This is a genomic window from Pseudomonas glycinis (assembly GCF_054871425.1).
This window is the reverse complement of the sequence record NZ_JBTYHF010000019.1, coordinates 1-14,648: the sequence shown is the minus strand read 5'-3', so window position 1 is coordinate 14,648 and position 14,648 is coordinate 1. Positions and strand designations below refer to the sequence as shown.

At 61.0% G+C, this 14,648-nt stretch carries 13 protein-coding genes; 6 read left to right on the top strand and 7 right to left on the bottom strand.

The features are described from left to right. Positions 1–195: 195 nt before the first annotated feature. Both ACYSTU_RS26880 and ACYSTU_RS26875 read left to right on the top strand, forming a co-directional pair. Positions 196–1,170 carry a 2-hydroxyacid dehydrogenase gene (locus ACYSTU_RS26880; RefSeq protein WP_499002725.1) on the top strand — a complete coding sequence of 325 codons (975 nt, stop codon included), beginning with the start codon at positions 196–198 and terminating at the stop codon, positions 1,168–1,170. Between the two features lie 140 nt (positions 1,171–1,310). Next, complete coding sequence (locus tag ACYSTU_RS26875) at positions 1,311–1,820, top strand: DUF2165 family protein (RefSeq protein WP_499002722.1); 510 nt, start codon at positions 1,311–1,313, stop codon at positions 1,818–1,820. 18 nt (positions 1,821–1,838) lie between these two features. Here the strand turns inward: ACYSTU_RS26875 and ACYSTU_RS26870 are convergent, their stop codons facing one another. Further along, positions 1,839–2,741, bottom strand: coding sequence for a DMT family transporter (locus ACYSTU_RS26870; protein WP_122700000.1), 903 nt, complete (start codon positions 2,739–2,741; stop codon positions 1,839–1,841). Between the two features lie 140 nt (positions 2,742–2,881). Between ACYSTU_RS26870 and ACYSTU_RS26865 the strand changes: the two genes are divergently transcribed. After that, positions 2,882–3,757: a helix-turn-helix domain-containing protein gene (locus ACYSTU_RS26865; protein WP_071174437.1), complete on the top strand. Its 876-nt coding sequence runs from the start codon at positions 2,882–2,884 to the stop codon at positions 3,755–3,757. A 336-nt stretch (positions 3,758–4,093) separates the two neighbouring features. Here the strand turns inward: ACYSTU_RS26865 and ACYSTU_RS26860 are convergent, their stop codons facing one another. The 6 genes from ACYSTU_RS26860 to ACYSTU_RS26835 all read right to left on the bottom strand — a co-directional run bounded on the left by ACYSTU_RS26860 (position 4,094) and on the right by ACYSTU_RS26835 (position 10,501). Further along, entirely contained in the window at positions 4,094–6,523 is a 2,430-nt protein-coding gene (locus tag ACYSTU_RS26860) for a TonB-dependent siderophore receptor (protein WP_016771619.1), read from the bottom strand. A 212-nt stretch (positions 6,524–6,735) separates the two neighbouring features. Next, positions 6,736–7,725, bottom strand: a complete 990-nt coding sequence (locus ACYSTU_RS26855) for a FecR family protein (protein WP_499002717.1) — start codon at positions 7,723–7,725, stop codon at positions 6,736–6,738. Beyond that, positions 7,722–8,288, bottom strand: coding sequence for an RNA polymerase sigma factor (locus ACYSTU_RS26850; RefSeq protein WP_499002715.1), 567 nt, complete (start codon positions 8,286–8,288; stop codon positions 7,722–7,724). The genes ACYSTU_RS26855 and ACYSTU_RS26850 overlap by 4 nt, the downstream gene beginning before the upstream one ends. 1 nt (position 8,289) lies before the next feature. After that, positions 8,290–8,616: a DUF3325 domain-containing protein gene (locus tag ACYSTU_RS26845; RefSeq protein ID WP_281877496.1), complete on the bottom strand. Its 327-nt coding sequence runs from the start codon at positions 8,614–8,616 to the stop codon at positions 8,290–8,292. Then, entirely contained in the window at positions 8,616–10,199 is a 1,584-nt protein-coding gene (locus ACYSTU_RS26840) for a PepSY-associated TM helix domain-containing protein (RefSeq protein WP_499002711.1), read from the bottom strand. Before ACYSTU_RS26840 ends, ACYSTU_RS26845 begins: the two co-directional genes overlap by 1 nt. Then, on the bottom strand, positions 10,196–10,501 hold the full coding sequence (locus ACYSTU_RS26835) for a DUF3649 domain-containing protein (RefSeq protein ID WP_041479671.1): 306 nt from the start codon (positions 10,499–10,501) through the stop codon (positions 10,196–10,198). Before ACYSTU_RS26835 ends, ACYSTU_RS26840 begins: the two co-directional genes overlap by 4 nt. Before the next feature lie 146 nt (positions 10,502–10,647). Between ACYSTU_RS26835 and ACYSTU_RS26830 the strand changes: the two genes are divergently transcribed. The 3 genes from ACYSTU_RS26830 to fecA all read left to right on the top strand — a co-directional run bounded on the left by ACYSTU_RS26830 (position 10,648) and on the right by fecA (position 14,529). Next, positions 10,648–11,178 carry a sigma-70 family RNA polymerase sigma factor gene (locus ACYSTU_RS26830; protein ID WP_136491975.1) on the top strand — a complete coding sequence of 177 codons (531 nt, stop codon included), beginning with the start codon at positions 10,648–10,650 and terminating at the stop codon, positions 11,176–11,178. After that, the gene (locus ACYSTU_RS26825; protein WP_136491974.1) at positions 11,175–12,107 is read left to right on the top strand and encodes a DUF4880 domain-containing protein; all 933 of its coding nucleotides are present in this window, start codon (positions 11,175–11,177) and stop codon (positions 12,105–12,107) included. The genes ACYSTU_RS26830 and ACYSTU_RS26825 overlap by 4 nt, the downstream gene beginning before the upstream one ends. Before the next feature lie 88 nt (positions 12,108–12,195). Then, complete coding sequence (fecA, locus tag ACYSTU_RS26820) at positions 12,196–14,529, top strand: TonB-dependent Fe(3+) dicitrate receptor FecA (RefSeq protein ID WP_264364550.1); 2,334 nt, start codon at positions 12,196–12,198, stop codon at positions 14,527–14,529. Positions 14,530–14,648 lie beyond the last annotated feature (119 nt).

Below are 14,648 nucleotides of genomic sequence, written 5' to 3'. Positions count from 1 at the left end.
CGCTTATACGTTGACACGCACCGGCGCTTGTAAAAAAGTAAGTCGCCGTCAGGCGAAACCGCCAGCAGCCGCACCGAAACCTTCGGATATTCACACCAGACAAACCAAGGCATGGTCGGCCCAGAGGCCGCCAAGACAACCCGAGCGAGAAAATGTTAGCGTGCTTGCAATCAAGCCCCGACGAGCCCAACCCCAATGAAAAAAACAGTCCTGGCCTTCAGCCGCATCACCCCGCCCATGATCGAACGCCTGCAAGAAGAATTCGACGTCATCGTCCCCAACCCCAAGACCGGTGACATCAACGCCCAGTTCAACGAAGCCCTGCCCCACGCCCACGGCCTCATCGGCGTCGGCCGCAAACTCGGCCGCGCACAACTGGAAAGCGCAACAAAACTCGAAGTGGTTTCGAGCGTCTCGGTCGGCTACGACAACTACGACCTCGGCTACTTCAACGAACGCGGGATCATGCTCACCAACACCCCCGACGTGCTCACCGAAAGCACCGCCGACCTCGCCTTCGCCCTGATCATGAGCAGCGCCCGCCGCGTCGCCGAACTCGACGCCTGGACCAAGGCCGGCCAATGGCAGGCCAGCGTCGGCGCCCCGCTGTTCGGCACTGATGTGCACGGCAAGACCCTCGGCATCGTCGGCATGGGCAACATCGGCGCCGCTGTCGCCCGGCGCGGACGCTTCGGCTTCAACATGCCGATCATCTATAGCGGCAACAGCCGCAAGACCGAACTGGAACAGGAGCTCGGCGCACAGTTCCGCAGCCTCGATGAGCTGCTGGCCGAAGCCGATTTCGTTTGCCTGGTAGTGCCACTGAGCGACAAGACCCGTCACCTGATCAGCCATCGCGAACTGGCGCTGATGAAGCCGAGCGCGATCCTGGTCAACATCTCGCGCGGCCCGGTGGTCGACGAACCGGCACTGATCGAAGCCCTGCAAAACAACCGCATCCGTGGCGCCGGGCTGGACGTCTATGAAAAAGAACCGCTGGCCGAATCGCCGCTGTTCCAGTTGAAAAACGCCGTGACCCTGCCGCACATCGGCTCGGCCACCACCGAGACCCGTGAAGCCATGGCCAACCGCGCACTGGCCAACCTGCGCAGCGCCCTGCTCGGCGAACGGCCGCAGGATCTGGTCAACCTGCAAGTCTGGCGCGGCTGAAAAAAAAGGCCGGCGCAACATTGCGCCGGCCTTCACCTTACATAACTTGCAACCGAACAAAAACGCCGGACCCAGTAACTGCCATATAAGCTCTCGCAACTTATCAACTTATTGATTAATAGCCATGGAGAGCCAATCCCGTGAACACCCTGACCACCGACAAACTCATTCGTTACAGCAAAGTCATCTTGATGGCTTATATAAGTTTCTTTGGCTTGCTGGTGATGATTCATAACTTCACTGACTATGAGTCCAACTACACTTACGTTGCACATATCCTGAGCATGGACACCACCAACGCCAGTGAAAACATCATGTACCGCGCGATCGATTCGCCGATGATCCATCACCGGATCTACTGGTTGATCATCACCATGGAAGTCACCTATACCGTGCTTTGCCTGATCGGTACTTACCAGTTGTATCGCTACATCGATGCATCGCCAGCGGCATTCCATGAAGCCAAGAAGTTTTCGATCATGGGCATATTGGTCGCCATCTTCATTTATTACGTTTGTCTACAAACTGTAGGTGTCGAGTGGTTCGATATGGACACTTCGCTATCATGGAATGCCAAGGACTGGGCGAGGCATATTGTCGACTTCATCTTCCCGGTGATGATCTACATCACTTTGAAAGTTGAGCGCTGAAACCCAGCGCTCGCTTTATCAAGCCAACTTCCCTTGACCCGCAGACAACAGCACTTTCGGTTTACGAAACACCAGCACGTTGCCCAGCATCACCAACACCAGCCCGACCAGCGCCGGTGCGGTCCATTGATAACCTTCGGCAAACGCCGACACGTTCAGGGCCACCACCGGGAACAGCACCGTGCAGTAAGCCGCCCGCTCCGGGCCCATGCGCCCGACCAGCGTCAGGTACGCGGTGAAGCCGATCACCGAGCCGGGAATCACCAGATACAACAGTGCCCCGACGTAACGCGGCGACCAATCCATGTCGAAGGGTATGCCCTTGATCAGACACCACACCGTCAGCATCGCCGCGCCGTAGGCCATGCCCCAGGCGTTGGTGGTCAGCGGTCGCAATCCCGCTTTCTGTTGCAGACTCGAGAGCATATTGCCGGCGGAAAAACACAAGGTGCCGCATAACGCCAATCCAAGGCCGAGCAGGGTTTGCGGGCTGGCTTGATGCCCGGCCAGTTCCGGCCAGAACAACAGCCCCAGACCCGACAGCCCCAACGCACCGCCCAGCAACACATTGCGCGCAATGCGCTGGCCGAAGAACACCCGCGCATTCAGCGCGTTCCACAACGTTGCCGTAGAAAACACCACCGCCACCAGACCGCTGGGTATCCACTGGCTGGCCGTCAGAAAGCACATGAAGTTCACACAGAACAGACAGAGTCCTTGGGCCACACAGATCAAGTGGCCTCGGCGGTTCATCGGTTGCAGGCGTCGGCTGAGCAGCAACAACGCAAACAGCACCAACGCGGCGAGGCCGAAGCGATAGACAATCGACACCGGGATTTCGACCACGCCCAATTGCCATTTCAAGGCAATCCAGGTGGTGCCCCAGATCAGCACGGTCAGCAGGTACAACGACAGGTTCATGGCACACACTCCTTAAACAGGCCTTGAGTGTCTGCCTCGGGCAGCCTTCGACGCTTGCACAATCTTGCGCTTTTGTCTGGCGGCAGGCTGGCAGGGCGGCGTCTACGGAGTAGGATGCAAGGCGTTGGAGAGAACCGAACATGGCCGCTATCGATACCCTGCAAGTCTTTCAAGCCCTCAACCGCTCGCCGAATGCACGCCTTGTGCACAGCGCCGAGCTCGGTGACGGCATGTCTGCGGCCTTGTGGACCAACCACCACGATGCCCAGGAATACGAAGCGCCAAGTCATCACACGCTGTCGTGCTACGTCGCCGGCGGCACCGGCACATTCCGTCGTGGCCAGCCGGGCCGCAAGGGCGGGCCGGACAAGCTGTGCATCCTGCCGGCCGATCATGAATCGGGCTGGGTGATCAATGGCGATATCCGTCTGGCGCACCTGTATTTCAGCGCCGAACAATTCGCCCTCGGTTGCGTCACGTTGCTCGATCGCGAACCGCGCGAGATGCAATTACGCGAGCAGACTTTTCTCGAAGATCCGCAGCAGGCGCAGCGCTTCCGGCAATTGCTGAATCTGAACTGGCAAGAGCCGGCCGAGCGCTTGCTGACCAGCAGCCTCGCCCATGAATTGATCAGCCACACCTTGCTCAGCCAGGTGGGTGCGCGCCAGGGCTTGCGCCTCAAGGGCGGGCTGGCGCCGCACCAGCGCCGACAACTGGTGGAGTTCATCGACAACCAGTTGGCTGAGCCGATCAGCCTCGGGCAACTGGCCGGGCTGTGTGCACTGTCGGAATACCACTTTGCGCGGATGTTTCGCCTGAGCTTCGGCCTGCCGCCGCATCAATATGTGCTGGCGCGGCGCTTGAGCCGGGCGCGGGAATTGTTGCGCGGCACGGCGCTGCCGCTTGGCGAAATTGCGCTGGCGTGCGGGTTTGCCAGTGCCAGCCATTTCACTAATCGGTTCAGGCAGGTTTTGGGTGGGACGCCGGGCGAGTATCGGCAGGCTTTTTTGCGTTGAGCCCTCTTCCCCTCACCCCAGCCCTCTCCCAGAGGGAGAGGGGGCCGACCGAGGTGTCTCGCACTGTACGTCGACCTGAAACACCGAATCGATTATAGATTCAAAGCAACACGTTCAAGTCGGTGTACCTCTGGAATATCCCACGGTCAGTCCCCTCTCCCTCCGGGAGAGGGAGAGGGGGCCGACCGAGGTGTCTTGCGGTGTACATCGACCTAAAAATCGCATCGATTATGGATTCCAAGCATTACTTTCAGGTCGGTGTATCTCTCGAATATCCCACGGTCAGTCCCCTCTCCCTCCGGGAGAGGGCCAGGGTGAGGGGCTTTTGATCTTGCCTCAAAACTCCAGAGTGCTGGAAAGCGAAACCTGCCGCGAATCCCCCATCGACACAAAGAAGCGGCTCGCCGAAGAGGTGTAATAAGTGCGATCAAACAGGTTCTTCACGTTCAACTGAAACTTGACCTTCTGCCCTTCAACCATGGTGTCGTAAGTGGCAAACGCATCCGCCACGGTGTAGCTCGGCAGGTCAAAATCATTCACCGCGTTGCCGGCACGCTCGCCGACGTAGCGCGCACCGGCACCGACACGCAATTGATCACCACCAAACACATTGCCGAAGTCATACACCGCCGACAGCGAGCCGGAATTCTTCGCTACGTTTTGCAGACGCTTGCCTTTGTATTCCGGGTCTTCGGTGACTTCGGCATCGGTGTAGGCGTAGCTGCCGATCAGGTTCCAGTGCTCGCTGAGCTGCCCGCTCAGGTCAACTTCCAACCCGCGTGAACGAACCTCGCCTGCCGCACTGTAAATCGTTGTCGGGCCTTCGGAATTGGCCACCAGCACGTTGCGTTTCTTGATGTCGAACAACGCGATATTGCCGGTGATGCTGCCGGGCATATCCAGCCGCGCACCCAGCTCCCACGACTTGGCTTCCTCCGGCGCGATGCTGCCGTCGAGCACGGTACTGCTGCCGCTCAGCGGGGCGATGGTCGAGTTGGGTTTGAACGATTCGGTGTAGCTGCCGTAGAACGACAGCGCGTCGGTGTAGCGATACACCAGCCCTGCGCGCGGCACCCACTTCTGGCCATTGCTGTCGGTATTGGCCTTGAACGGCACGCCTTTGCCGGCGTACTGGTCGTACTCCTGAAAACGTCCGCCAGCGACCAGAATCCACTGCTCGTTGAGGTGAATCGAATCCTGCAGGAACAGCGAATCGCTGCGCAGTTTGTCGGTCTGCGCGCTGTCGGGCGCACTCACCGTAGTGCCCATCACTTCGCGACCATAAACCGGGTTGAGATAGCTGAAGGTGGTCAGGCTTTTCTGCCGGATCAGATCTTCGCGGTAGATCTTGCGGTATTCATCATCAACGCCGAACACCAGATCATGTTGCATGCCCAGCACATTCACTTTGCCTTCGAGGCTGGCGGTGGTGAAACGATCGGTGCTGATCGCGTTTTGCGTGCCGTCCATGCTGCGGGTCAGTGTGCCTTTGTTGGTGTCGATCGCCGTCACGCGCACCTGGCTGGCGTCGTAGGTTTCACGGTTCCAGCTGTAGCCGAAGTGGGCTTTCCAGTCGTCGTTAAGTTCATGGTCGGCTTCGAAATGGTAGAGGTCCGAGCGCCCTTCCATGTCGTTGAACGGCTCATCGAGACGCTGCTTGCGCGAGATATCCAGCGGATGGTTGGTGCGCGGATCGATCAAGGTGCCACGGTCGAACGGGGTGAGAAATTCGCGGTGCTCGTAGGCGAACAGCAGCTTGGTGCGCTCGCCGTACCAGGCCAGCGACGGTGCGATCAGCGTCTCGCGATGGGTGCCGAAGTTGCGCCAGTAATCTTCGTCTTCATGATCGACGACCATGCGATAGGCGAAGCCGGAATCGCCCAGCGCCCCGGTGCTGTCGAAGGCGCCGCCGCTGCCATTCTTGCCGTCACCGTAGGTCGAACCGCGCACGGTCACGGCGTTGTACTGGGTCAGTTCCGGCTTCTTGCTGACCAGGTTGACCACACCACCCGGATCCTGAATCCCATAGAGCAACGAGGCCGGGCCCTTGAGCACTTCGACGCGATCCACGGTGGCGTTCATGCCACGGCCCTGCACCAGCGGCATGCCGTCGCGCATGATCGAGCCGTTGCGGTTGTCACCAAAACCGCGAGTCATCACCGAGTCCTGGGTACTGCCCAAGGTGTTGCCCTGGGTGATGCCGCTGACATTGGCCAGCGCGTCGTCGAGATTGCGCGGCGCCTGATCGCGAATGACCTGCGCCGGGATGACATTGACCGTCTGTGGGATTTCTTGCAGCGACGCCGATGAGCGCATCACGGAACTGGTTTCCGGTGGCTGATAACTCATCGATTCGTCGCGCGTGGACGTGATGGTGGTGGCGCCGAGATTGAGCGCGCCTGCGGTCGGCATCGGCTCAAGCGCCAGGGTATGACTGTCGGTGCGGCGAAAGCTCAGGCCGGAGTTGCCGAGCAGGCGTTGCAGGGCCTGTTCGGCGCTCATCTGGCCGTTGACTGCCGGAGCATTGAGGCCGTACGGCGCTTCGTCGGTGTAGACCACGCTCTGCCCGGTCACGCGGCTGAAGTCGCTCAGGGCCTGCGGCAACGGTTTGGCGGCGAGGGCAAAATTGAATTGCTGTTGCGCCTGACTGCCCACCGCTTCAGCGGCCAGCGCGATACTCATCGGCAGCAATGCCAACGCGGAAAAACTCAACGCCGACATGCCCAACCACTGTTTGACCGAACCGGATTTTGCCCTGGACTTCATTGCTCAATGACCTGTGTAGAACCGCAACGGATGCGAATGGCTCGCAGTTTCAGTCACTACACGGATGGGGCTCGGGGTTACCTCACCTTTAATTTGAAAATATTTTTCGCGGGATTTGTTGCCTGGGCTGGCGCCTTCGCGAGCAGGCTCGCTCCCACCTTTGGAATGCGTTCCCTGTGGGAGCGAGCCTGCTCGCGAAGAAGCCGGCAGCCTCAGCGCAGAATAATCAGCTGCCCCAACACCCGATGCTGCTCAAACCCCATCACCCCTTGCAGCGAATTGAGCACCGCCTGCGGGTCCTTGCTCGGGAAACTGCCGCTGACCTTGCGCGCCGCCAGCTCATCGTTGAGCAGCACAATCCGCCCCGGGTAATACCGACGCAGATCCTCAACGACATCGGCCAGCGCGGTCTTGTAGTAAGTCAGCCAGCCCTGACGCCAGGCCAGTTGCGCTTCACTGTCCACGGCATGCATTTTTTCCGCCGTGCCGTCGGCGTAGGCAACTTGCTGGCCGGCCGTGAGAATCTGTTGTTGGCCATGCTCGTCCGCCGTGACCGCGACACGTCCCGACAACACCGTCACCTGCGCACCGTGGGGTTGTCGGCGTACTTCAAACTGGGTGCCCAGCACCCGCGCCTCGCCCTGCTCCGCCGCCACCACAAACGGATCGCCGGTGTGAGTGACGCTGAAGAAAGCAGCGCCACGAATCAATTGCAAACGGCGCTGACCGCGGCTGAAATCCACAGCAATCGCACTATCGGCATCCAGTGTCACTTGCGACTGATCGGCCAGAGTCACCGTGCGAATTTCACCGGGCGCCGAGACATGATCGGCGCGCAGATCGTCGAGCCAGCGCTGCGCCTGCCACCCTGTGCCGAGGCTGACCATCAACAGTAGACACGCGGCCAGCGCCAGCGCGCCTGACCAACGCCACGTCGGCGAGCGACGCGGGGCGTCCATCGCCTGCAGATAACCTTGCAGCGCGAGCGCATCTTCCTCGGCCAACATGCGCGCCGGGGCTTCGCTGAGTTCCCAGATCACCTGCGCCTGCGCATACGCTTCGGCATGGGCGGGGTCGGCGCGCAGCCATTGGCTGAAGGTCAGTTGATCGCCAGTGCTCGGGCGGTCATGCAACAGGCTCAGCCAGGCCAGCGCGGCCTGCTCTTGGGCCGGTGTCGGCGTGATCGGGTTTGATGGCTTCACGGTGCTTTCCCTGGCAGGCGTGGCGCGGGTTCGCGCAGGCTGGCCTTGCAGGCCTCGAGGGCGCGCATCATATGTTTTTCTACGGCACTTTGGGACAGGCCCATGACCTTGGCGATCTCGGCGTACTTGCGCCCGTGAATGCGATTGAGCAGAAAGATCTGCCGGGTACGCTCGGGCAAGGCGCGCAACGCTGCTTCGACGTGACGCAGATCATTGCCCGCTTCGAGTGCGGCTTGGGGTTCGCTGCCATGGCTGTCGGGTTCGTCCGGCTGCCAGCCTTCGTTAACGCGCGTGCGCGTGCCTTCGCTGCGCAAATGGTCGATGGCGATGTTGCCGGCGCAGCGCAGTAGATAGGTGCTGAGTTCTTCGACCTGCACCAGCGGCCGGCGCCAGAAGCGCAAAAAAAGATCCTGGACCAGATCCGCCGCCGTCGCCCGACAACCGACGCGGCGGTTCACCAGCGCTTCCATTTGCGCACGCTGGGACAGAAAAACCTGGAGAAAATGCGCACGCGCGCCACGCGCTTCATCGTCGCGCGATTCCGGCGGCAGACCGATCAGCACCTCAGCACTGCGCCCAGGCTGCAACCGGGCTGGCTAACAAGCTCAACCCGGCCAGCGCCAACGCCAGACGCGGGCGATAAGGCAGCAACAGCACCAGTGCCAAAGCGCTGAGCATCAGCACTGCAAACCAGTCGACCAGACCGAAACTCCAGCCACCGGCCGCCACCGCCGCCCACAGCGAAAGCGCCAGCAACAACCATCCCGCCAACGCGAGACCCTGACGGCGGCGTGTCGACGGTTTGGCGCCGAGCAATTCGGCGTGATGACGTGGCATCGACAGGCACAACGCGGTGAAGCCGGCATAGGTGAGCAACAGGGCCAGCAGCATCAGTTGGCCCCCTGTTCGACTGTGATCGAGCGAGCCGAAGAACTTGTTTTGCGAACGCTGACGGAGTCGCCCGTACGCTGCATCTTGCGCGCAGCCCAGCCCAGGAAAAGCCCGGTCGCAAGGCAGGTCAGATCAAATCCGGCCAGTGCCCAATCACGCTGCATCAGGCTGGCGCCAAGATTCCACGGTGTGGTCAGCGCATTGATCAGCGGCACCGCGATAAACAGCGCAGCGCCGAGCGTCAGCTGTTCGATCCACGCCTTGCGCCCCGGACGCAACACGGCGTGCACCACGCTCAGGCCCCAGGCTATGAAGAACGCATTCACTTCCCAATCGGCCCGCCCCGCCAGACTCACCGGCAACAGTCGATTGGCCAAAAAGAACACCGCCACCGCCGATACCAGGCCGGCCATGCTGGCGATATTAAGCACCTCGACCAGGCGCAGTTCGAACGGCAGCGCCGCGCTTTTCACGTGCTTGAGCTGCCGCTTGCCGAGCCAGATCACCAGCCCGGTGCCAATCATCGCCGTGCCAGCCAGTCCGCAAATGAAATACAGCCAGCGCAACAGCGGCCCGGCGAAATGCCCCATGTGCAGACCATAAAACGCGCCACCCACCGCCATCGCCATGGGTTGATCGGGGGTACTGCTCAGAAGCTGTCCGGTGACGCCGTTGAAGGTCACCGCCCGGCCGAAATCATGCACCACCCGATCGCCCGCGCGGGACAGCACCACCGTGGCGCTGGCATCGCCCGGATTGCTCACCGACAGCCGCGCGGTGTGGCCGCCCGCCCACTGCTCGCTGGCCTTGGCCAGTAGCGGCGCCATGGCGGTCAACGGCGCGGGGATAGCGGCGCGCTCGGGTGTCTTCGAGGCAGGAAAGACTTCGTCATAGAACTTGCGCACGTCGCTGCCGTAAGAGGCGACGATGCTGGCTGGCATGACCATCGACATGAAAATCACCAGGCTGCTGTAGGTGATCATCAAGTGAAACGGCAGCACCAGCACACCCACCGCGTTATGCCCGTCGAGCCAGGAACGCTGGCCCTTGCGCGGGCGGAAGGTAAAGAAGTCCTTGAAGATTTTCTTGTGGGTGATGATGCCGCTGATCAACGCGACGAACATCACCATCGCAGCGATGGTCGCCAGCCAGCGGCCCCACGGATAAGGCATCTGCAACTGGAAGTGAAAGCGGTAGAAGAACTCGCCGCCCATGCTTTCGCGGCCTTGGACTTCGGCTCCAGTCTGAGCATCGAGAGTTCGGGATTCGAAGCGGCCGCGCTCGCCGGGTTTGCCCGGCGCCTGTTGCCAGCGCACGGTCAGACCGGGATCGCGGGCATCGGGCAAATCGATCAGCCAGCGCGAGGCACCGGCGGCGTGTTGCTGCAGATAGTTTTGCGCGAGCGTCAGGCTCGCTTCGGCATCGAGTGGATGCGCCGCAATTTCCGGCTGCATCCAGTGGCTGATTTCGTCTTTGAAGTAGGCGAGTGTTCCCGTCAGGAAAATCGCGAACAACAACCAGCCGAACACTAGCCCCGCCCAGGTGTGCAGCCACGCCATTGCCTGGCGGAAACCTTCTTTCATGCCAGCCCCAGACCGCGCGCGGCACCGGAAACGGTGGCGAGAATCACGCTCGGCACCAACAGGCCGACCCACGCCGACCACGCGCTGCGGCAGGCAAAGCACCAGAGCACTGCGACCAGATAGACCAGAAAGGACACGGTCATGCCAGTGACCACCGCTTCGGCGCGGTTCAGCGGCAGCCACAACGTCAGGGTGACACTGGCCAGCGCCGCGACCAGATAGCCGCCGAAAATCGCCGCCAGCACTCGCGAAGTGACGGCCAGACGATAGGACATGGGAAGGGTGGCGAGTTTGCCTTTCATGTTTCGACCCTGAAACGAAAAACGTTCGGCCGACAAGCCGAATCTACAGACGAGCAATATTAATGATAAATATTCTCATACGCAAAAGCATCTGATTGCCGGACACTGTCGCCAGCCTCTACAATGCGAACCGTTCTTGTTCTCTAATGCACGTTCTCTACGCAAATTTTGCGTCCGGAGTCATTTCGTTGCCGCCCGCCCATCTCGTCGAATCGCTCTACCATGCTCATCACAGCTGGCTCACTGGCTGGTTGCGGCGCAAGCTCGGCTGCCCCGACAGCGCGGCGGATCTGGCTCAGGACACGTTCATCAAGGTGCTGACCGCCCGCGAGCCACCGATGATCATCGAACCGCGCGCCTTTCTCACCACCTTGGCCAAGCGCGTGCTGTTCAATCATTACCGGCGCCAGGATGTGGAACGCGCCTACCTCGAGACACTGGCGCAGATGCCGGAGGTGGTCGCGCCGTCGGAAGAGCACAAAGCGATCATCCTGCAGACACTGGTCGAACTCGATGAACTGCTCGACGGTTTGCCGCGCCAGGTCAAACGCGCCTTCCTGCTCGCTCAGGTCGATGGTCTGACTTATCCACAGATCGCCGCAGAACTGGGAATCTCGGTGGCCACGGTCAAACGCCATCTGAACAAAGCGGCCATGCGCTGCTATTTCGCCCTGTGAATCGCGCGCCGGACTTCTCTGCGCAAGTCGCCGAACAGGCGGTGCACTGGTTGCTGGAAATGCAGCAGGGCACCCTCACCCCGCGCCAGCAGCAGGCCTGGCAACAATGGCTGGATGCGCACAGCGAACACCGCCGGGCGTGGGAACACATGCAACGAGTCAATCAGCGTTTGCGCGGCGTTTCGTCGCCGTTGGCCCACGCGGCGTTGAACGGACCGAAGTCCGGCAGCCGCCGTCAGGCGTTGAAAATGTTACTGATTCTCGGTGCCGGCTCAGCGGCGACCTGGGGCCTGCGCGAGCACACGCCGTTGCCGTCGCTGCTCGCCGATTACCGCACGCCGGTGGGCCAGCGGCGCAAGATCGGCCTGGGCGGTGCCGATTCGTTACAGCTCAATACCGCCAGCTCGGTTGATGTTGATGGTGCGCAGCGGTTGATTCGTCTGCTCGGGGGCGAAATGCTGTTGAGCGCTGCAAATCCGTTCGAGATACGCACGGCACACGGCGTGCTGAAAAGCCAAGGTGCGCGCCTCAATGTGCGGCAGTTTGTTGATCACACGCAGATCGCGCTGTTTGAAGGACGAGTCGAACTCATAGCCAGCCATCGCGCGCCCCTGCTGCTGCCGGTTGCGCGGCAGTTGAGTTTTACTGCCAGCTCCGTCAGCGCGGCCAAACCACTGGACGCCAATAGCGGTGCGTGGACTGACGGCATGCTGGTCGCCGCCCATATGCGCCTCGGCGATTTCCTCGAAGAGCTTGGCCGCTACCGGCGCGGGCAGCTGCGGTGCGACAGCCAGGTCGCCGATCTGCTGATTTCCGGGACGTATCCACTGGATGACAGTGAGCGGATTCTTGACCTGTTGCAGATCAGTCTGCCGGTCAGAGTGAAGCGCTTTACCCGTTATTGGGTGAGCATCGAAGCGCGGGTGTAAAAAAACGCCAAAACCATGAGCCGTTTTTCAGATCTGGCGTGACAGAGAAGGAAAGCCCCCTTGATTCCACCTTCTCAGGATCATCCACATGCAGCCCACCCGCCTTACCCCACTGGCCCGCAGCCTGCGCAATCTTCTGCTCGGCGCCAGCCTGAGTTTCACCGCCCTGCCCGCTGCGCTGGGCGCCGAGACCAAGGTTTATCACATCGCCCCGACGTCGCTGGAAACCGCGCTGAACCAGTTTGGCCGGGAAGCCGGCGTGCTGATTTCCTTTGGCTCGCAAGTCACCAGCGGTGTGCAGAGCCGGGGTCTGGAGGGCAATTACACGACGCAACAAGGCCTCGATGCCCTGCTCGAAGGCACCGGCCTGCAAGCCCGCGCCGAAGGCGACAATGCCTTCAGCCTGCAACCGCTGGCTGACGCGGCGCTGGAGCTGGGCACCTCGACCGTAGTCGGCGACTGGCTCGGCGATGCGGCGCAGATCAATGTCTTCGAACACCCCGGCGCGCGTGATGTGATCCGCCGCGAAGAATTCGAACGCCAAGGCGCGACCCAGGCCCGCGATGTGCTCAACCGCATCCCCGGTGTGAACGCGCCGGAGAACAACGGCACCGGCAGCCACGACATGGCGCTGAACTTCGGCATTCGTGGTTTGAATCCACGCCTGGCCGCGCGCTCGACAGTATTGATGGATGGCATCCCGGTGCCGTTCGCGCCGTATGGTCAGCCGCAGTTGTCGTTCGCGCCGATCAGCATGGGCAACATGGATGCGGTGGACGTGGTGCGCGGCGGCGGCGCGGTGCGTTATGGCCCGCAGAACGTCGGCGGCGTGGTCAACTTCGTGACCCGGGCGATTCCCGACGAGCCAACGGTCAAGGGTGGTTTCCAGACTGAAACCAGCCCATCGTCGAGCCACGACGGCTTCAAGACCAGCGCCAATCTGCTGGCCGGCGGTACCAACGCCAACGGCCTCGGTGGTGCGCTGTTGTACTCCGGCACCCGTGGCGGTGACTGGCGCGAACACAGCGATACCGAGATCGACGACCTGATCCTCAAGGGCAAATATCAGCTCGACGAAGCCAACAGCTTCAACGCCATGGCCCAGTATTACGAAGGCAAGGCCGACATGCCCGGCGGTCTGACCGTCGCCGATTACGATGCCGATCCGTACCAGTCGACGCGGCCGAAAGACCAGTTCTGGGGCCGCCGGACGATGTTCAACTTCGGCTATCGCTATCAGGAAGATCGCCGCGAATTCACCGCCAACACCTTCTTCACCAAAACCCTGCGCAGCGGTTATCTGGATCAGGGCACATTCCTTTCGTTGTCGCCCCGCGAATATTGGGTACGTGGTCTGGAAACCCGTTTCGCCCAAGGTTTCGACCTCGGCCCGAGCAGCCACGAAGTCGGCGTCGGCTACCGCTACATCAATGAGGCCGGCCACGAACTGCGTTATCGCACGCCGATCAGCGCCAACGAATACCCGACCACCAGCAGCCGCAACGACCGTGACACTCGCGGTGGTACCGAGGCCAACGCATTCTTCGTCGATGACCGCATCGACATCGGCAAATGGACCATCACTCCGGGCGTGCGCTACGAGATGATCGAGTCGCAACAGACCAACAACCTGACCAACGTCAAATACAAGGGCGACTACAACACCGCGCTGCCGGCGCTGAACGTGCTATATCACCTCACCGACAGCTGGAACCTGTATGCCAACACCGAAGGCTCGTTCGGCAGCGTGCAATACAGCCAGATGCCCAATCGCGTGAGCAGCGGCGAAGTGAAACCGGAAAAGGCCCGCACCTGGGAACTCGGCACGCGCTATGACAACGGTGCCCTGCGCGCGGAAATCGGCGCATTCCTGATCAACTTCGACAACCAGTACGAAAGCAACCAGACCAACGACTCGGTGATCGCTCGCGGCGAAACCCGCCATCAGGGCATCGAGACCAGCGTCAATTACGCGCTCGACGACTTGAGCCCGGCGCTGGCCGGTTTCGATGTCTACGCCAGTTATGCCTATGTCGACGCCACCATCCGCGAGGATGGGCCGAACAAAGGCAACCGCGTGCCGTTTTCCTCCAAGCACAAAGGCACGATTGGCGTCGGTTATACCGAAGGGCCATGGAAGCTGAATCTGGACAGCAGCTTCCAGAGCGACCAGTTCGCCGACAACGCCAACACTTCGAGGGAAAGCGCCGATGGCAGCACCGGCAAGATCCCCGGCTACATGCTGTTCAGCAGCCGCGCCGGGTATGACTTCGGACCGCAACTGTCGGATTTGAATGTGGCGGTGGGCGTGAAGAACATCTTCAACACGCAGTACTTCACACGCTCGTTCGATGACAACAACAAGGGCAAGTACGTGGGTGAGCCGCGGACGGTTTATGTGCAGACTTCGGTGGCGTTCTGACCGCAGCCCATTGAAGATCAAAAGCCCCTCACCCTAACCCTCTCCCAGAGGGAGAGGGGACTGACCGAGGTGTATTTACGATTTACGCTCGCCTGCAATATCGAGCCGAACGCTGGACT

Coding starts and splice junctions, on each gene's coding strand:
- ACYSTU_RS26880 (WP_499002725.1), top strand. CDS start 196: ATGAAAAAAACAGTCCTGGCCTTCAGCCGCATCACCCCGCCCATGATC.
- ACYSTU_RS26870 (WP_122700000.1), bottom strand. CDS start 2,741: ATGAACCTGTCGTTGTACCTGCTGACCGTGCTGATCTGGGGCACCACC.
- ACYSTU_RS26865 (WP_071174437.1), top strand. CDS start 2,882: ATGGCCGCTATCGATACCCTGCAAGTCTTTCAAGCCCTCAACCGCTCG.
- ACYSTU_RS26860 (WP_016771619.1), bottom strand. CDS start 6,523: ATGAAGTCCAGGGCAAAATCCGGTTCGGTCAAACAGTGGTTGGGCATG.
- ACYSTU_RS26845 (WP_281877496.1), bottom strand. CDS start 8,616: ATGCTGCTGGCCCTGTTGCTCACCTATGCCGGCTTCACCGCGTTGTGC.
- ACYSTU_RS26840 (WP_499002711.1), bottom strand. CDS start 10,199: ATGAAAGAAGGTTTCCGCCAGGCAATGGCGTGGCTGCACACCTGGGCG.
- ACYSTU_RS26835 (WP_041479671.1), bottom strand. CDS start 10,501: ATGAAAGGCAAACTCGCCACCCTTCCCATGTCCTATCGTCTGGCCGTC.
- ACYSTU_RS26830 (WP_136491975.1), top strand. CDS start 10,648: ATGCACGTTCTCTACGCAAATTTTGCGTCCGGAGTCATTTCGTTGCCG.
- fecA (WP_264364550.1), top strand. CDS start 12,196: ATGCAGCCCACCCGCCTTACCCCACTGGCCCGCAGCCTGCGCAATCTT.